This is a genomic window from Streptomyces sp. NPDC005955 (assembly GCF_042871255.1).
Lineage (GTDB): Bacteria > Actinomycetota > Actinomycetes > Streptomycetales > Streptomycetaceae > Streptomyces.
Genome location: NZ_JBIAIF010000021.1, coordinates 1 through 19,119, shown reverse-complemented (window position 1 = coordinate 19,119; position 19,119 = coordinate 1). Strand labels below are relative to the sequence as shown.

Here is a 19,119-nt window from a genome sequence, read left to right as displayed (position 1 = left end):
CGGACCCGGACCCCCGCCGGGGGGATTGCGGTGAATCCCCGTCCGTGCTGTACGTCCTGCTGTACGGTCGGTGCAGGGTGTCGAACACCGGTGACGCCGGGCGCGGGGCGCAGGGCGCGGGTGCGCCGTCGACCGCATGCGCCGCCGGTGGAACCGACCGTCTGACCCGTACCGTTGGAGGGGGAGAGTCCACCATGGCCGACGCAGAGGAGCCCGTGGACCCGGGCGCGATCGTCCGGGCCCGGTACGCGCTCTACGTGGAAGCGCTCCGGGCCCGCATGCCGCACGATCAGTACACCCTCCTCATGGAGATCGTCCGCGAGTACGTGAAGGCCGGCGGCGGTCGGTTCCGGCTCGATCTGGAACCCGAGGAGAGGGAACTGTTCACCGAAGAGGTGCAGCACGAACTGCTGAACCTCCTCGGGCTGCTCGGCGCCATGGAGCCGGGCCACGAGGACCGGGCCGACCGCGTCGTCGCCCGCCTCGGTGACGGCGAGCACGTCAAGGCCGCGATGTCGCTGGTGCCCCCGGACGTCGCCGAGGACCCGGACCGGCTGCGCGCCATGCGGGACCGGCTCGACGCCCAGCAGCACCAGCGCAAGCAGGACGAACGGACGGTGGAGGGCATCGCCCGGGCGAGCGGCATGGCCGACGACGCCTGAGGTCACCCCGCGAAGCGCGCCATCCACGCCTCGACCTCGTCCGCCGAGCGCGGCAGCCCTCCCGACAGGTTCTGGTGTCCGTCCTCGGTGACGAGCAGGTCGTCCTCGATCCGGACGCCGATGCCGCGCCACTCCTCGGGCACGGTGAGGTCGTCCGGCTGGAAGTACAGGCCGGGCTCCACGGTGAGCACCATGCCCGGCTCCAGCACGCCGTCGACGTACTCCTCGGTGCGGGCCCGTGCGCAGTCGTGGACGTCCAGACCGAGCATGTGACCGGTGCCGGCCATGGTGAACCGGCGCTGGAGCCCCAGGGCGTACGCACGCTCGGCCGGGCCCTCGATGAAGCCCCACTCGACCAGCCGGCCCGCCAGGTGGCGCTGGGCCGCCTCGTGGAAGTCGCGGTACGCGGCGCCCGGCCGCACGGCGGCCATGCCCGCCTCCTGGGCCTCGTACACGGCGTCGTAGACCCTGCGTTGCAGGGGGGTGAAGGTCCCGCTGATCGGCAGGGTGCGGGTGACGTCGGCGGTGTAGAGGGTGTGCGTCTCCACGCCGGCGTCGAGCAGGAGCAGGTCCCCGGGCCGCACCGGGCCGTCGTTGTCGGTCCAGTGCATGATCGTGGCGTGCTCGCCGGCGGCGCAGATCGAGCCGTAGCCGACGGAGTTGCCTTCGAGGCGTGCACGGCGGAAGAACGTGCCCTCGATCCACCGCTCGGACGTGGCGACCGCCCGGGAGAGTTCGCCGATCACATCGGTGAATCCGCGCACGGTGGAGTCCACGGCCTTGCGGAGCTCGGCGACCTCCCAGTCGTCCTTGACGAGGCGGAGGTCGCTGAGCGCCCCTTCCAGTTCCGCGTCGCGCTCCCCGTCGGTGCTGACCGCGGCCTCCAGGTCCGGGGCGATCCCGCGGACGATCCGGGTCGGCGCACCGGAGGAGGCGGCCGAGGCCAGGTCACGGACGGCCGTGCGGACGTCGCGACAGGGCAGTCCGAGCACGCGTTGCGCTTCGGCGAGGGAGCGGCGCCGGCCCATCCACAGTTCCGCCGTGGGACCGCTCCAGAACTCGTCGTCGTCCCTGCCGTCCCGCGGCAGCTGGTAGCAGTAGGCGTCGTGGCCGCCGTCCGCCCGGGGTTCGAGGACGAGCGCGCCGTCCCGGGCCTGGTCTCCGGTCATGTGCACGTAGCCCGAGTACGGCCGGAAGGGGTAGCTGTCGTCGTTCGAGCGGACCTTCAGACCGCCCGAGGGGATCACCAGGCGCTCGCCGGGGAACCGCGCGGAGAGCGCGGCGCGGCGGCGGGCCGCGTACGGAGCCTGCTCGGCGAGCCGCAGGTCGTGCCGCTCGGTGTCCGCCCACCCCGTCCGCATCAGCGCGGACAGTTCCTCGGAGATCCCCGAGTAGAGACCGTTCTTCCGGCCCTTGGTCATGTCGTACCCCTTCACCCGGGTTGATGTGCCACCGCCGACCCGCGGCGGGCTTCGGACGGTATCCGGCACCGCATCCGTGTGGTGCCGGAGCGTGCCACTGGCACGGATCGGCCAGAGCCCGCCCCGGGGCGTCGACAATGAGGGCATGACGAACGCGAGACTCGGCGAGGCCCTGCGGGTGCTGGGGCTCGACGACGTGGCGGCCCGGGTCTATCTGACGCTCCTCGAACGGGCCCCCGCCCCGCTGGACGCCGTCGCGGCCGCGGCCGGGGTGAGCGGTGCCGAGCTGGCCACGGCGTACGGGGTGCTGGTCGAGGCCGGTCTGGCCAGTGCCGCCGAGGAGAGCGGGGAGACGGTCGCCCCGGTGCCGCCCGCCGCCGGTCTGGAGGTGCTCGCCCGGCACCGGGCGGCCGAGGTGGAGGAGTCGCGCATCGCCGTCGCCGGCGCGTTCGAGTCCTTCCGGCGGCAGCGGCTCGCCGCGTACAACGACCACCTCGTCGAGGTCGTCACCGGCGAGGCCATCGGTCCCCGGATCCGGCAGGCGTGGGCGAGCGCCCGCGAGCAGATCCGGCAGTTCGAGTCGCCGCCGTACTTCCCCCTGGCGGCCGCCACGCATGACGCCCTGGCCACGCTCGCCCGCGGGGTGACGCAGCGCGTCGTGTACTCGCGGGAGTCGCTGGAGCACCCGGGGCGTCTGGAGGAAGTGATCGAACCGTGCGTCAAGGCCGGCGAGCAGGCCCGGGTGCTGCCGTCGGTGCCGGTCAAGCTGGTGATCATCGATGAGGCGTACGCACTGGTCTCCTTGTCGATCAAGGAGGCCGATGTGCACAACACCATGTTGGTGGTGCAGCCGTGCGGCCTGCTCTCCGCGCTGATGGCCCTGTTCGAGCTGTCCTGGCAGAACGCCCTGCCGTTCCAGGGCCGCGCCACCCTGCCGGGCGGCCTGCCCCCCGCCGACCGCCGCTTGTTGTGGCTCCTGGCGGCCGGCGCGGGCGACGACGTGATCGCCCGCGAGCTGGGGATCAGCCGCCGCACCCTGTTCCGCCGGCTCCAGGTCCTGATGGCCCGCCTGGGCGCCGCGAACCGCTTCCAGATGGCCTTGCAGGCGCAGCGCAACGGATGGCTGTGAGCGGCCCGCCCCGACCCCTGGCCCCGTCCCTCGTCCCGTCCTTCGCCCCCGTCAGTAGAGGCCCTCGGGTGCGGTGGACGTGATCTGGAGGGGGCGGACGTTGGCGACCCCGTCGGAGGGCCATCCGTCGCCGGTGTCGAAGCGCAGGGCCTGGTCGCGTTCGAGGATGTTGGGCAGCAGCAGGTCCTCGTGCAGGACGGTCAGCCGGACCTGACCGGTGGCCCCGTACGCCACCGGGGTCGTCCAGTCGGCCTTGTCCACGACGGCCATCGTGACCTGGGGGTAGTTGGGGGCGTACGGAAGGATCTCGCCCTCCTGCACGGGAGGGAGGCCGGCGGCGTTGCCGAAGGTGTTGCCGTAGCTGCGGCCGCAGATCCCGCCGTCCAGCGCGGCGGTGAAGTCGCGGTACATGTCCGGGCTGATCTGGGTGCCGCTCAGGCGCACCCCGTCGAGGGCGGCGACCAGATCGGGGTGTCGGCGCATCAGGACCTGGAGGACGGCGGGCGTGGTGTTGACGTAGTGGACCCGCTGCTGGCGCAGGACGTCGGCGATCTGCTCGACGAGGTGGGCGCTGTACTCGGAGGCTTCGGCGAGCCGCCGCTCCCGGATGAGCCGTTTGACCCAGCGCGGGTCCATGTCGACGGCGTAGACGAGGCCGTCGTGCAGTTCCCCGGCCTCCTGGGTGCCGTTGCCGATCAGATGGGGGCCGGTCGGGGTGGCTTGCAGCCAGGTGCGCCCGGCCTCGAAGCCCTCCGTGACGAACGACCAACGCCGCCAGGCGCCCCGGTGCAGCAGCATCCCGGGCGTGTAGAACACGCGGCAGGGCGTGCCGGTGGTGCCGCCGCTGTCCCAGATCCGGCCGGTGAGCGGACGGGGCACGGCCAGCGGCACCAGGTCCGCGGGGTCCTGTGAGCGCAGCACGTCGAGCGGGAAGGTACCCAGCTCGGTGAGCTGGTCGTAGCGGGTGATGTCACGCGGGTCGAAGGGTAGTTCGGCCGCGCGGCGCAGCCAGTAGGGCGAGCCGGTCGCCGGGTCGAAGTGGCGGCCCACCACCCGACGGGTCCAGGCGTCGAGGTCGGTGGCGAGGCCCTGCGCGACGAGGTCGTCGCAGACGGCCGCGTTGCTGGTGGCGCTCGGGGCGGCGCCGGGGGCGGTGCTCGCCGTGACGAGGTCGGCGGTCATCGCGCGGCCCGGGAGGGAGCGATGTCGATGCCGAGCTCGAAGGCGGTGGTGAGCGCCAGGTCGATGTGCTCGGCGCGGTCGACGTGCACGACCGGGAACGGGAAGCGCAGGATCCCGTCCGGTATGGAGCCGCCCATGATCAGGCCCAGACGGACCCCCTCGTCCTTCATCGCCTCGTGCACGTGGACGAGGTTGATGGGGTCGGTGGGGTTGCGGTGGAAGGTGTTGCGCACATCGGCCGCGGTGACCAGGACCTTGCGATCGAGGCAGGAGATCAGTGGCAGACCGGGGTCGCGGAACGACATGCCGTCGAGATAGGGGGCCATGAAGTCGCGGAAGTGGGCGCGCAACGGGGAGTGGATCGCCATGGCCCGGCCCGGCAGCGGTACGAGCGTGCCGTCCGGCAGCTCCGCGCCGAGCGCGTCGAGGGCGGCCCGTTCACCGGAGAGCATCAGGATGAGGGTCGCACCGTCGGCGGTCGGCCCGAACCGTCCCGCGAGGTACACCCCCGGGCTCCCCTCGCCCCGGAACCGGCTGATGTCGCCGCTGACCGGCGCGAAGACCAACGCCATGCCCTGCTCCGGGGTGCCGGCGGGCTGCTCGGGCGTGCCGCGGCTGTACGCCAGCATCTCGAACAGGGCCCGCCGCTCCACCGCCCCGGCGAGGGCGGCGGCGGACATGCCGCCGAGGCTCAGTCCGCCGAGGACCGCGGGGCGCAGCCCGTGTTGGGCGAGGACGTCGTGCACGGCCACGGCATGGACGGCCTCGCGGACCGTGCCGACGCTCTGGCGCACCTCGGGGGCGGTGGGCAGTTCCTCGTCCAGGACCTGCCCGACGGTCAAGCCCGTCCACCCGGCCACCTGGGCGTAGAGGTCCTGCACGACCGGATATTCACGGTAGAGGTCAACACCCCGCGGTTCGTTACCGACACCGCCGCCGAACAAAAAGCCTAACGTCATCAGCCTTACTCCTGAAACTAGTTGTCACCTGATGATTCCGGGAACGGTGCGACTTTCGCCAGGGGTGAGACCGGTCGCGCGAAACACCGTACCCAGCGGCAGTTCGGGCGGGCAAGGCCGGAACGGCGCGTTCCCGTCCCGACCGGACGTCGGTCGGTGCGACCGGAGTCGTGCTTCCGAACAGCGGGTTCCGAAATGTGGCGGCGTACTCCTGCCCTTCGGACGAGTGCGGGAGCGGCCTTGCGTATGAGGTGCACGCGTTCGGCCTCCGGGGAATCGATATCGCCCGTGCCCGGGCGCGTTACACGCTGTCGCGCTTGACGTCATCGAGACGATATCGGCGGCTGGAAGGGTGGGCCTTCCCGTCGAACGGTGAACTGTACGACGGGAAAAGGCCAATCGTGTACCGCCGTCGAACTGAGAGATATGGACCCCACTGTTCCCATCGCTGTCGTCGGGTATTCCTGCCGGCTCCCCGGAGCGGGGGACCCCACGGCCTTGTGGCGGTTGCTGTCGACCGGTGGGAACGCGGTCACGGAGGTTCCGGTCGGCCGGTGGGACGCGGTGGAACTGCCGGACGAGCCCTGGGCCCGGGCGGCGCGCTGGGGCGGCTTCCTCGACGATCCGGGCCTGTTCGACGCCGACTTCTTCCAGGTGTCGCCGCGTGAGGCGGCGGCCATGGACCCGCAACAGCGGCTCGTGCTGGAACTCGGCTGGGAGGCGCTGGAGCACGCCGGCGTGGTTCCCGCCGCGCTCGACGGCACCGACACCGGCGTCTTCGTCGGCGCCGCCCTGGACGACTACGCGATCCTGCGGGCCCGCCTCGGCGCCGCCGGCATCTCCCCGCACACGACCGCCGGCACCCTGCGCAGCATGATCCCCAACCGGCTGTCCTACCTGCTGGGGCTCCGCGGGCCGAGCGAGGTCGTCGACACCGGGCAGTCGTCCTCGCTGGTCGCCGTGCACCTGGCCGCCGAGAGCCTGCGGGCGGGGGAGTGCTCCGCGGCCCTGGCCGGTGGCGTCAGCCTCAACCTCGCCCCGGAGACCGCACTGGCCGCGGCAGCCAGCGGCGCGCTCTCGCCGACCGGGCGCGCCCACACCTTCGACGCCCGCGCCGACGGCTACGTGCGCGGCGAGGGCGGCGCCCTGGTACTGCTCAAGACCCTCGACCGGGCGCTCGCCGACGGCGACCGGGTGCGTTGCGTGATCCGGGGCAGCGCCGTCAACGCCGGGGCCGCCGCGGCCGGGCTCACCGTGCCCGATCCGCAGGTGCAGCGCGAGGTCATCGACCTCGCGCACCGGCGGGCGGGCCTCACCCCCGCCGACGTCCAGTACGTCGAACTGCACGGCACCGGCACCGTGGTGGGCGACCCCGTCGAGGCCGCCGCGCTGGGCGCCACCCGTCCCCCGGGTTCACCCCTGACGGTGGGCTCGATCAAGACCAACATCGGGCACCTGGAGGCCGCCGCGGGCATCGCCGGGCTGCTCAAGGTGATCCTCTCGCTGGAACACGCGGCCCTACCGGCGAGCCTCCACTTCGAGAGGGCTCACCCCGCGATCGACCTCGACCGGCTCCAGCTGCGGGTGCAGCGTGACTTCACCCCCTGGCCCGCGCCCGACGACGTACGGCGACGCGCCGGGGTCAGCGCCTTCGGCCTGGGCGGTACGTGCGCCCATCTGGTGGTCGAGCAGGCACCGGCCCGACCCGCCCCCGCCGCCCAGGGCGAGCCGGAACGGGCGGTGCTGTGGACGCTGTCGGGCCGCAGCGCCGAGGCCCTGCGGGAACAGGCCGCCCGACTGCACGCCCAGGTGTCGCAGCGGCCGACCGCGGACCCGGCCGCCATCGGCCGCGCCCTGCTCACCGCGCGCACCGCGTTCGCGCACCGGGCGGCCGTCGCCGGAGCCGACCGGGAGACCCTGCTGCGGGGCCTCGCGGCGCTGGCCGACGACCGGACGGACCCCCTGCTCGCCGAGGGCACCACCGGCGCCGCGGACACCACCGGCGGCCCGGTCTTCGTCTTCCCGGGACAGGGCTCCCAGTGGGTGGGGATGGCCGAACGCCTGCTGGCGGAGGCACCGGTGTTCGCCGCCCGCATCGCCGACTGCGAGCGGGCCCTGGACGCCCACGTCGACTGGTCGCTCACCGCCGTCCTGCGCGGTGAGGAGGGCAGCCCTCCGCTGGAACGCGTCGACGTGGTGCAGCCGGTGCTCTTCGCGGTCATGGTGTCGCTGGCCGAACTCTGGCGCTCCTACGGTGTGGTGCCGGCCGCGGTGGTCGGCCACAGCCAGGGCGAGATAGCCGCCGCCTGTGTCGCCGGCGTCCTCCCGCTCGCGGACGCCGCCCGACTGGTCGCCCTGCGCAGCCGTGCGCTGCTGGACCTGGTGGACCACGGCGCGATGCTGTTCGTTCCGGTTTCCGCGGAGCAGGTGGAACGCCCGCTCCAGCGGTGGTCGGACCGGCTGTCGCTCGCCGCGGTGAACGGCCCTGACTCGGTGACCCTGTCGGGGGACCCGGACGCACTGGATGAATTCGGTGCGCTGATGGCCGACCGCGGAGTCATGTCGTGGCGCATACCGGGCGTCACTTTCGCCGGTCATTCCCCGCAGGTGGAGAAACTCCGGGAACCGTTGCGGGAAGCCTGCGCACACCTTTCGCCCGGGCGGGCGAACAGCATCTTCTACTCGACCGTCACGGGTTCCCCGGCGGCACCGGACGATTTGGGTGCCGACTACTGGTACCGGAATCTTCGGGAGCCCGTGCAATTCGGCGCCGCCGTTTCCGCCCTGCTCCGTGACGGGTACCGGAATTTCATCGAGGTCAGCCCGGATCCGCTGCTCACCGTCTGGGTGCAGCAAGCCGCGGAGAACGCCCAGGTCGACGGTTGCGTCACCGGGACCCTACGGCGGGACGACGGCGGTCCGGACCGTTTTCTCCACGCACTGGGATGCCTCTACGTCCACGGCGGGGAATTCACCGCGGAAACCCTGTTCGCCGGGGCGGCGCCGCACGCCGAATTGCCCACGTACGCCTTCCAACGGCGCCGCCACTGGCTCGGCGACACCCCGACCGTGCCGGCGGCGGCCCCGGCCCGACCCGAACGGGCGCCGCGCACCGCCGAGGGCGCCGCCACGACGGCGGCCACGGTCGACGTCGCCGCCGTGGTCCGCACCCAGATCGCCCAGGTCCTCGGCCACGAGGACGCCGCCGGCATCGCCACCGGCCGCACCTTCAAGGAACTCGGCCTCAGTTCGCAACTGGGCATGGAACTGCGCGAGCGGCTGCACCGCAGCACCGGCGTCCGGCTGCCCAACACCTTGGTCTTCGACTGGCCCACCCCCGACGCACTGATCGACCACCTGCGCGGCAACGAGGCGCCCCGGACGGCGCCCCTGTCGGCGGACGGTACCCCCGCCGACCTCGACGATCCGGTCGTGATCGTCGGCATGGCGTGCCGCTTCCCCGGGGGCGTCGCCGGTCCGGAGGACCTGTGGCGGGTGGTGGCGGACGGCACCGACGTCATCGGCGACCTGCCCACCGACCGCGGTTGGGACCTCACCGGGCTGGAGGGCCGGGACCCGGCGGAGACGGCGGCGGTGCGCCACGGGGGCTTCCTCCCCGACGCCGCCGACTTCGACGCGGAGTTCTTCGGCATCAGCCCCCGCGAGGCCACCGCGATGGACCCGCAACAGCGGCTGCTGCTGGAGACCTCCTGGGAGGCGCTGGAACGGTCCGGCATCCGCCCGGACGAGCTGCGCGGCACGCGCACGGGCGTCTACGTCGGGGCCACCGCGATGGAGTACGGGCCCCGGCTGCATGAGCCGGTCGAGGGCACCGAAGGGCTGCGGTTGACCGGCACCACGGCCAGTGTCATGTCGGGGCGGGTGGCGTACGCGTTGGGGTTGGAGGGCCCGGCGGTGACGGTGGACACGGCGTGTTCGTCCTCGCTGGTCGCCCTGCACCTGGCGGCCCAGGCCCTGCGCACCGGCGAATGCGAACTCGCCCTGGCCGGCGGGGTCGCCGTGATGTCCACCTCGGGCATCCACATCGAGTTCTCCCGCCAACAGGGCCTCGCCCCGGACGGACGCTGCAAGTCCTTCGCCGAAGCGGCCGACGGCACCAGTTGGGCCGAGGGCGTGGGGTTGTTGGTGGTGCAGCGGCGGTCGGCCGCGGTGCGTGCGGGGCGTCGGGTGTGGGCGGTGGTGGCGGGTTCGGCGGTGAATCAGGACGGTGCGTCGAACGGTTTGACGGCGCCGAACGGTCCGTCGCAGCAGCGGGTGATCCGGCAGGCGTTGGCGCAGGCGGGCGTGGCGGCGGCTGACGTCGATCTGGTGGAGGCGCACGGGACGGGCACCGTACTCGGCGACCCCATCGAAGCGCAGGCGCTCCAGGCCGTCTACGGCGACGCCCACGACACCGACCGGCCGCTGTGGCTGGGCTCCGTGAAGTCCAACCTGGGCCATGCCCAGGCGGCCGCGGGGGTCGCCGGGGTCATCAAGTCCGTACTGGCCATGCACCACGGGGTGTTGCCGCGGACCCTGCACGTCGACGCGCCCACCCCGCACGTCGACTGGGCAGCCAGCGGCGTCCGGCTGCTCACCGAGGCGCGGCCGTGGCCCGAGACCGGGCGTCCGCGGCGCTCGGCGGTGTCCTCGTTCGGCATCAGCGGCACCAATGCCCACGTCGTCCTGGAACACCCCGGCGCACCGGCGACCAGTCCGGCCGATCCGGTCACCCCGGCTGACCCTGCGGGTGTGTTGCCGTGGGTGGTGTCCGCGAAGTCCGCCACCGCACTCACCGCGCAGGCCGCCCGGCTGGTGGCAGCCGTGTCGGCCGTGTCGGCCCTGCCGGCCGGCGACGTGGCCCGCGCCCTGGCCGACCGGGCACCGCTCACCGAACGCGCCGTGCTGCTGGGCCTCGGCACCGACCTCCTCGACGGCTGCACCGCGCTGGCCCACGGCGAGTCCCCGGGCCACGTCGTCCGCGGCCGGGCCCTCGCCGACGGGCCGGTCTTCGTCTTCCCCGGCCAGGGCGCCCAGTGGACCGGCATGGCCCGCGGCCTGCTCGCCGACGCCCCCGTGTTCGCCGCCCGGATGGCCGACTGCGCCGCCGCGCTCGCCCCGCACACGGACTGGGACCTCCTGGAGACCGTCCGCACCGCGGACGACACGGTGCTGCAACGCGTGGACGTCGTCCAACCCGTGCTGTTCTCCGTCATGGTGTCGCTGGCGGCCCTGTGGGAGTCGCACGGCGTCCGGCCCGCCGCGGTCATCGGCCACTCCCAGGGCGAGATAGCCGCCGCCTGCGTCGCGGGGGCACTGTCCCTCGCCGACGCCGCCGCGGTCGTCGCCCTGCGCAGCCGCTCCCTGACCCGGCTCGCCGGACTCGGCGGCATGGTCTCCGTCGCCGAGCCCCTGGAGCGCGTCGAGGCCCGGATCGCGGGCGAAGCGCTCGAAGTGGCCGCCGTCAACGGCCCCGAGCTGATCGTCGTCGCCGGTGACCCCACCGCCTGCGACCGCCTCCTGACCGGATGCACCGCCGACGGGGTCCGGGCCCGACGCATCGCCGTCGACTACGCCTCGCACTCCTCCCACGTCGAGGAACTGCGGGAGGAACTGGGCGAGGCGCTGTCGACGCTCACCCCGCTCGCCGCCCCCGTCCCGTTCCTCTCCACCGTGGCGGACGGCTCCCGCGCCGAACTCGACGGGCCCTTGGACACCACCGGGCTGGACGCCGGCTACTGGTACCGCAACCTGCGCGGGACCGTCCGGTTCGACGCCGCGGTCCGCGCCGCCGTCCGTGCCGGGCACCAACTCTTCCTCGAGATGAGCCCGCACCCGGTGCTCACCACGGCCGTCCAACAGAGCGCCGAACCGCTCGGCCGCCCCGTCGCCGCCGTCGGCACGCTGCGCCGGGACGAGCACGAGCCGTCCCGGATGCTGCGCAGCCTGGCCGAGGCGTACGTGCACGGTGCGGCGGTGGACTGGCACACCGTCCTCCCCGACGGTGGCCGCGCCGACCTCCCCACGTACGCGTTCCAGCGCCAGCGCTACTGGCTGACCGAGGAGCCCGGCCGCGCCGGTGTCGCCGCCCTGGGCCTCGACGCGCCGCGCCACCCGCTGCTCGGCGCCGCCGTGCGTCTCGCCGACACCGACGACGTCGTCCTCACGGGGCGGCTCTCCCGACACTCCCACCCCTGGCTCGCCGAGCAGAGCGCCGGCGACGGTGGCGTGCCGACGGCCGTGTTCGTGGAACTCGCCCTGCGCGCGGGTGACGAGATCGGCTGCACCACCGTCGAGGAACTGCACCTGAGGACGCCGCTCACCCTGCCCGCCACCGGGAACGTCGACCTCCAGATCCGTACCGGCACCGCCACCGACGGGACGCGGACGGTCCGTCTCAGCGGACGCACCCGCGCCGGGGCCGGTTGGACCCTGCACGCCGAAGGCACCCTCGGAACGGGACAGGGCCCCGCCTTCGCCCTGCGACCGTGGCCGCCCGCCGACGCCGAGCCGCTGACGGTGACCGACCTGTACCCCTCGCTGGCCGCGCGCGGACACGACATCGGCCCGTCCTACCGGGGCGTTCAGGCCGCGTGGCGCGTCGGCGCCGACCTCTACGCGGAGGTGGCGCTGCCGGCCGGTGTCGCCACCCGGGCCGGCCGGTTCGGCCTCCATCCGGCGCTGCTCGACGCCGCCCTGCACCTGCGCCTCGCGGAGACCGGCGACGGCCGCGCGGTGGCCGCCGACTGGACCGGCGTCCACCTGGCCGCCACGGGCGCCGAACGGGTACGGGTGCGTCTCGCCCACGACGGCGCGGTGGAACTCGCCGACGGCGACGGAGCACCCGTGGCGGCAGCCCGTGCCGTGACGATCCGCCGACCGCAGGGCACCCCCGCGTCGGCGGACACCGCCGACGCCCTGTTCACCGTGGACTGGCAGCGCCCGGGACACCCGGTCGGCGCCGCGCCCGAACGAACGGTGGTGCTCGGCGAGAGCGGCACGGGCCACGCAGACCTCGACGCACTCCTCGCCGCCGTCGCCGCGGGCACCCCCGCACCCGACCTGGTGGTGTGGCCCGCCGCCGCGGACCTGCCCGCGGCGCTCGCCGTCCTCCAGGGCTTCCTCGCCGCTGAGGACCTGCGCGGTTCCCGACTGGCCGTGGTGACCCGGGACGCCGTGGGTGCGGCACCGGACGCCGGGGCCGCCGCCGTGTGGGGTCTCGTCCGCTCCGCACAGCTCGAATTCCCGGGCCGGCTCCTCCTCGTCGACCTCGAAGCGGACGCCGTCCTGCCGGCCGCGCTCCCCGAGGACGAGGACCAGCTGACGGTGCGCTCCGGCGAGGTCCTGGTGCCCCGCCTCGGTCGGCTCCGGGAGACCGGCGGTCCGGTCGGATTCGGCGCCGGTACGGTCCTGATCACCGGCGGCACCGGGGCGCTCGGCTCCGCCGTCGCCCGGCACCTGGTGGCCCGGCACGGCGTGCGGAAGCTGGTCCTGCTGTCGCGGCGCGGCCCCACGGCCCCGCTGGCCGCCGCACTGGTGGCGGAGCTCGGCGACGCCGGCGCGCGGGTCGACGCGGTGGCGTGCGACGCGTCCGACCGCACAGCCCTGGAGCAGGTCGTCGCCGGCATCGAGGACCTGTCCGCGGTGGTGCACTGCGCGGGCCTCCTGCGCGACGTGACCGTGGCCCGGATGACCGCGGCCGACGTGGCGGAGACCTTCCGCGCCAAGGCGTTGCCCGCCCAGCACCTGCACGAGCTGACCGCCGACCGGGAACTGTCGGCGTTCGTCCTGTTCTCCTCGGTCACCGGGGTCCTGGGCTCGGCCGGTCAGGCCAACTACGCGGCGGCCAACGCCTACCTGGACGCCCTGGCGGCCCGGCGCCGGGCGCACGGCCTGCCCGGGACCTCGCTCGCCTGGGGCTGGTGGGCGGCGGAGAACGGCATGACCGGCGCGCTGTCGGACGCGGACCGCCGCCGACTGGCCCGCTCGGGCCTGGTGCCGATGTCGGAGGCACAAGGGCTCGCCCTGCTCGACGCGGCGCTCGGAACCGGTCAGCCGCAGCTCGTGGCGGCCCCGCTCGACCTGGCCGCGGTCCGCGACACGGCCGCGCCGGTACCGTCCGTACTGCGGGCGTTGGTCGGTCCGGTGCGCAGGACGGCGGCCACGGGCGCCGGGACGTCCGACCTCGGTGCCCGCCTCGCCGCCATGACCGGCGCCGAACGGATGCGTCACCTCACCGACCTCGTCCGGGCGGAAGCCGCCACGGTCCTCGGGCACACCGGCACCGCGACCATCGACGCCGACCGGGCCTACCACGAGATGGGCTTCGACTCGCTCACCGCGGTCGACCTGCGCAACCGGTTGACCGCCCGCACCGGGCTGGCCCTGTCCACCACGGTCGTCTTCGACCGTCCGACGCCCGCCGCCACCGCCCGCCACCTGCTCGCCGAACTGGTCGGCGAGAGCGGCGCCGTCGCCACCGCGGCAGCGGCCGTCCGTGCAGCGGACACCGACGACCCGATCGTGATCGTCGGCATGGCCTGCCGCTTCCCCGGCGGCGTCACCGGACCGGACGACCTGTGGCGGGTGGTCGCCGACGGCACCGACGTCACCGGCGGGTTCCCCACGGACCGGGGCTGGGACGTGGCGGGCCTCTACGCCCCCGAGCGGGACCGGGTCGGCACCTCGTACACGCGTCGCGGCGGGTTCCTCGACGGGATCGCCGACTTCGACGCCGACTTCTTCGGCATCAGTCCGCGCGAGGCCGCCGCGACCGATCCGCAGCAGCGCGTCGTCCTGGAAACGGCGTGGGAGGCCCTGGAACACGCCGGGATCGACCCCACCGCGCTGCACTCCAGCGCCACCGGCGTCTATCTGGGCAGCAACCTCCAGGACTACTCCACGTACGCCGCCGGAGCGCCGGAGGACAGCACCGGCTACCAGGTGACCGGTAGCGCCGCCAGTGTCATGTCGGGGCGGGTGGCGTACGCGTTGGGGTTGGAGGGCCCGGCGGTGACGGTGGACACGGCGTGTTCGTCCTCGCTGGTCGCCCTGCACCTGGCGGCCCAGGCCCTGCGCACCGGCGAATGCGAACTCGCCCTCGTGGGCGGCGTCACGATCATGACCACGCCCTCCCTGTTCGTGGAGTTCTCGCGGCAACGCGCGCTCGCCCCGGACGGACGCTGCAAGCCGTTCTCCGCGGACGCCGACGGCACCGGATGGGCCGAGGGCGTGGGGTTGTTGGTGGTGCAGCGGCGGTCGGCCGCGGTGCGTGCGGGGCGTCGGGTGTGGGCGGTGGTGGCGGGTTCGGCGGTGAATCAGGACGGTGCGTCGAACGGTTTGACGGCGCCGAACGGTCCGTCGCAGCAGCGGGTGATCCGGCAGGCGTTGGCGCAGGCGGGCGTGGCGGCGGGTGATGTGGACCTGGTGGAGGCGCACGGGACGGGCACCGTACTCGGCGACCCCATCGAAGCGCAGGCGCTGTTGGCGACGTACGGGCAGCAGCGGCCCGCGGACCTGCCCGCCTGGCTGGGCTCCGTGAAGTCCAACCTCGGCCACACCCAGGCCGCCGCGGGGGTCGCCGGGGTCATCAAGTCCGTACTGGCCATGCACCACGGGGTGTTGCCGCGGACCCTGCACGTCGACGCGCCCACCCCGCACGTCGACTGGGCAGCCAGCGGCGTCCGGCTGCTCACCGAGGCGCGGCCGTGGCCCGAGACCGGGCGTCCGCGGCGCTCGGCGGTGTCCTCGTTCGGCATCAGCGGCACCAATGCCCACGTCGTCCTGGAACACCCCGGCGCACCGGCGACCAGTCCGGCCGATCCGTCGCCGGCAGCGGGCCCGGTGCCGTGGGTGGTGTCCGCGAAGTCCGCCACCGCACTCACCGCGCAGGCGGCCCGGCTCGCCGCCGCGGCCACCGACCGGACGGCCGAGGACATCGCTCGCTCCCTCGCCGGCACCCGGGCCGCCCTCACCCACCGGGCCGTCGTCCTCGGCCACGACCGCGCCGCACTCCTCGACGGACTGCACGCCCTGGCCGAGGGACGCCCCGGCGCGGCGCTCGTCCGCGGACAACGCCTCGCTACGGAACCGGTGTTCGTCTTCTCCGGCGAAGGCGCGCAGTGGGACGGCATGGCACGCCACCTGCTCGACGTCTCGCCCGCCTTCGCGGCCCGCATGGACGCGTGCGCCGCCGCCCTGGCACCGCACACCGACTGGTCCCTGCTCGCTGTGATCCGCGGCGAGCAGGACGCGCCCGCGCTGGACCGGGCCGACGTCGGACAGCCCGTGCTCTTCGCCGTCGCCGTGTCGCTCGCGGCGATGTGGGAGTCGTACGGAGTGCGCCCGTCCGCCGTCGTCGGACACTCCCGCGGAGAGGTCGCCGCGGCCTGCGTGGCAGGCGTCCTGAGCCTGACCGACGCGGCGGCGCTGATCGCAGCCCGCGGCCGGCTGCTGCACGCATCGGGGCTCGCCGGGCGCGGTGCCATGGCCTGGGCGGCGCTCAGCCCCGAGCAGGCCGGCCCCCGGCTCACCCCCGGGCTCGCCGTCGCCGCCGTCAACGGCCCGGGCTCGGTGGTCGTGGCGGGCGATCCGGAAGAACTCGCCGCCTTCGTGGCGGGCTGCACCGCGGACGGCGTCCGGACCCGGCCCGCCGGCGCGGACTACGCCTTCCACACCGACCGGATGGACGCGCCCGCCGCGCAACTCGCCGAGTACGCCGCGCAGATCACGCCGCGCCGCGCCGAGGTGCCGTTCTGGTCCACGGTCACCGGGGGCCCGCTCCCCGACGGCGCGGCGGACGCCGACTACTGGGCCCGGAACCTGCGCGACACCGTACGGTTCCACGACGCCGTCAGCGGACTGCTCGACGCCGGACACCGGTTCTTCGTCGAGGTCAGCCCGCACCCCGTGCTCACCCTGCCGATCCAACAGAGCGCCGACGCGGCCGAGGTGACCGCCGCCGCCATCGGTACGCTGCGCCGCGGCGAGGACGACCGGGACCGCCTGATCACCAGCCTGGCCGCGGCGTACGTCCACGGCGCCCCCGTCGACTGGAGCGCGGTGCTGCCCGCGGGGCCCGTCGTCGGACTGCCCACGTACGCGTTCCAACGCCACCGCCACTGGCTCGACGCGGTCGCGCCGACCCCCGACCTGCCGGCCGCCGGCGTGACGGGGACCGGGCACCCGTTGCTGGGCGCCGCGATCGACGTCGCGCAGCCGGGCGCCGCCCTCGTCCTGACCGGCCGGCTCGCCCTGCGCGACCACCCGTGGCTCGCCGACCACGCGATCGGCGGCACCGTCCTGGTGCCCGGCACCGCACTGGTCGAACTGGCCCTGCGCGCGGGCGCCGGTACCGGCTGCGACGTCGTCGAGGAGGTGAGCCTGCACACCCCGCTGACCCTGCCCGACGACGGTGCCGTGCGGCTGCAACTCGCCGTCGGCGCGGCCGAGGACGGCCGGCGCACGTTCGGGATCTTCTCGCACCGGATCGGCGCCGGCGAGGACGGCACCGAGGTGCAGTGGACCCGGCACGCCGCCGGAGTGCTCGCCACGGACGAGGTGCCGCCGTCGGCCACGGACGCGTGCACGGCGCCCGCCGACGCGGAACCCGTACCGGTCGTGGACTTCTACGCCGCGCTGGCCGACCGGGGCTACGCCTACGGCCCCGCCTTCCAGGGGCTGCACGCCGCCCGCCGCTCCGGTGCCGACTTGTACGCCGAGGTCATCCTGCCCGACGCGGTCGCGGCGGACCGACGCTTCGCCCTGCACCCCGCCCTGCTCGACGCGGCCCTGCAAGCCGTGGCGCTGCTCGGCCTCGCCGACGACGCCGTGGTCCTGCCGTTCGCCTGGGCCGGCGTCCGACTGCACGGGGCACATCCGGCGGGCACCACCGCGCTGCGGGTACGTCTGCGGCGGCTGGCGGACGGTGCCGTGACGGTCGTCGCCGCCACGGAGGACGGCACGCCGGTACTGACCATCGACTCCCTGACCATGCGCCCCGTGAACCCCGGGCAGTTGGCGTCCGGGGCGGGCGACGAGCTCTACGCGATCCGCTGGACCCCGGTTGACACCGGTGCGGTGAAGACGGCCGAGCCGCTGCCCGCGCGGGACGGACTCAGGGATGGACTCCGGACCGGATTGTGGGACGGGAAGAGCACGCCGGAGCCCGTCGGCGGGACCGCCCTGCTCGACTGCCGGGCGCTGGACACCCGCGAGGTCACGGGCGCCGCGGCCGCCGTCACCCGCGTCCTGGCCTCGATCCGGGAGTGGGCGCACCACGCCGGTGCGCGCCGGCTCCTCGTGGTCACCCGGGGCGCGGTGGACCAGGTGTCCGATCCGGTGGGCGCGGGCGTATGGGGCCTGGTCCGCTCGGCGGGGCGGGAGTTCCCCGGACGGTTCGCCCTGGTCGACGCGGAGTCGGACGGCGAACTGCCCGTCGCGCTGACCGACCTGGCCGCCGTCGAGGACCAGTTGGCGATACGGTCCGGCCGGGTGCTGGCCGCCCGCCTGGACCGGGTCACCGCCCCCTCGGACGCCGCTGACGACACCGCGGCCCTGGGAACGGGCACGGTGCTGATCACCGGCGGCACGGGCGTCCTCGGGGCCCTGGTCGCACGACACCTGGTGACCCGGCACCGGGTGCGACACCTGGTGCTGCTGTCCCGCCGGGGCCCGGCCGCGCCGGGTGCCGACGCACTGGCCCGCGAACTGACCGCCGCCGGCGCCCGGGTGGACGTGCTGGCTCGCGACTCGTCCGATCGATCCGCGCTCGCCGCGGTGCTGTCGGGCATCGAGGACCTGTCCGCGGTGGTGCACTGCGCGGGCGTGCTGCGCGACGGCACGCTGCCCCAGCTGTCCACGTCCGACGTCGACGAGGTGTTCCGGGCGAAGGTCCTGTCGGCCTGGCACCTGCACGAGCTGACGGCGGACCGGAAGCTCTCCGCCTTCCTGCTCTTCTCGTCCGCCGCGGCCCTGCTCGGCTCGGCGGGTCAGGCCAACTACGCGGCGGCGAACGGTGTCCTGGACGGTCTCGCCGCCCTGCGCCGCGCCCAGGGACTCCCCGCGACCTCGCTGGCCTGGGGCCTGTGGGCCTCGGCGAGCGGAATGACCGGTGACCTGTCGGCCGCTGACCGCCGACGGCTGGCCCGGGCCGGGCTCGCGCCGATGACGGACGCCCAGGCCCTGGCCCTGCTGGACCGGGCCCTGGCGGACGACAGCGCCCACCTCGCCCCCATGTCCCTCGACCTGGACGGTCTGCGGCGCGAGGCGGACACGCTCGCACCGCTGTGGCACGGCCTGATCCGCCCGCTACGCCGGGCGGGGACCGCCACCCGGGTTCCCGAGCTGCGCGAGCGCCTGACGGCGCTGGCGGACCCGGAGGACCGCGACCGGCTGCTCGTCGAGCTGGTCCGGGCCGAGGTCGCGGCCGTCCTCGGGTACGCCCGGGCCGAAACGGTCGACGCGCATCGGGCGTTCAACGAGCTCGGGTTCGATTCGCTGACAGCGCTCGACCTGCGCAACCGGCTCACCGCCGCGACGGGACTGCGGCTGCCGGCGACGCTCGTGTTCGACCACCCCCGGCCCGTCGGCGTGGCGCGCTTCCTGCTCGCCGCACTGGCCGGGGAACCGGAGTCCGGTTCGCCGGCGTCCGGCCCGCCCACCCGTCCGGTTGCCGAGCCTGTCGAGGAGTCGGTCGACGATTCGAGTGACGATGAATTGATTGATGGTTTGGGTGTGGCGGATCTGATTCGTTTGGCGCGTGAGGG

6 protein-coding genes are annotated in these 19,119 nt (G+C 74.4%); 3 read left to right on the top strand and 3 right to left on the bottom strand.

The window, feature by feature from the left end:
• The first annotated feature begins 194 nt into the window (after positions 1 to 194).
• Positions 195 to 662, top strand: coding sequence for a hypothetical protein (locus tag ACFYOU_RS32035; RefSeq protein ID WP_389772827.1), 468 nt, complete (start codon positions 195 to 197; stop codon positions 660 to 662).
• Positions 663 to 664: 2 nt separating this feature from the next.
• Here ACFYOU_RS32035 and ACFYOU_RS32030 read toward each other — a convergent pair whose 3' ends face one another.
• Complete coding sequence (locus ACFYOU_RS32030) at positions 665 to 2,083, bottom strand: aminopeptidase P N-terminal domain-containing protein (protein ID WP_391310624.1); 1,419 nt, start codon at positions 2,081 to 2,083, stop codon at positions 665 to 667.
• Positions 2,084 to 2,228: 145 nt separating this feature from the next.
• Between ACFYOU_RS32030 and ACFYOU_RS32025 the strand changes: the two genes are divergently transcribed.
• Positions 2,229 to 3,212, top strand: a complete 984-nt coding sequence (locus ACFYOU_RS32025) for a LuxR family transcriptional regulator (protein WP_391310621.1) — start codon at positions 2,229 to 2,231, stop codon at positions 3,210 to 3,212.
• A gap of 51 nt (positions 3,213 to 3,263) precedes the next feature.
• On the opposite strand, the gene ACFYOU_RS32020 is transcribed toward ACFYOU_RS32025, so the two are convergent.
• Both ACFYOU_RS32020 and ACFYOU_RS32015 read right to left on the bottom strand, forming a co-directional pair.
• On the bottom strand, positions 3,264 to 4,394 hold the full coding sequence (locus ACFYOU_RS32020) for an arylcarboxylate reductase (protein ID WP_391310619.1): 1,131 nt from the start codon (positions 4,392 to 4,394) through the stop codon (positions 3,264 to 3,266).
• Positions 4,391 to 5,353 (bottom strand): ACP S-malonyltransferase, encoded by a 963-nt coding sequence (locus tag ACFYOU_RS32015; protein WP_391310617.1) that lies wholly within the window; start codon positions 5,351 to 5,353, stop codon positions 4,391 to 4,393. Before ACFYOU_RS32015 ends, ACFYOU_RS32020 begins: the two co-directional genes overlap by 4 nt.
• Before the next feature lie 426 nt (positions 5,354 to 5,779).
• On the opposite strand from ACFYOU_RS32015, the gene ACFYOU_RS32010 reads away from it, so the two are divergent.
• Positions 5,780 to 19,119 (top strand): SDR family NAD(P)-dependent oxidoreductase (locus ACFYOU_RS32010; RefSeq protein WP_391310614.1); only part of this gene is annotated, 13,340 nt, incomplete at its 3' end.

Excerpts from the sequence above, each read along its gene's own strand:
- ACFYOU_RS32030 (WP_391310624.1), bottom strand. The coding sequence starts at position 2,083 with ATGACCAAGGGCCGGAAGAACGGTCTCTACTCGGGGATCTCCGAGGAA.
- ACFYOU_RS32025 (WP_391310621.1), top strand. The coding sequence starts at position 2,229 with ATGACGAACGCGAGACTCGGCGAGGCCCTGCGGGTGCTGGGGCTCGAC.
- ACFYOU_RS32015 (WP_391310617.1), bottom strand. The coding sequence starts at position 5,353 with ATGACGTTAGGCTTTTTGTTCGGCGGCGGTGTCGGTAACGAACCGCGG.
- ACFYOU_RS32020 (WP_391310619.1), bottom strand. The coding sequence starts at position 4,394 with ATGACCGCCGACCTCGTCACGGCGAGCACCGCCCCCGGCGCCGCCCCG.
- ACFYOU_RS32035 (WP_389772827.1), top strand. The coding sequence starts at position 195 with ATGGCCGACGCAGAGGAGCCCGTGGACCCGGGCGCGATCGTCCGGGCC.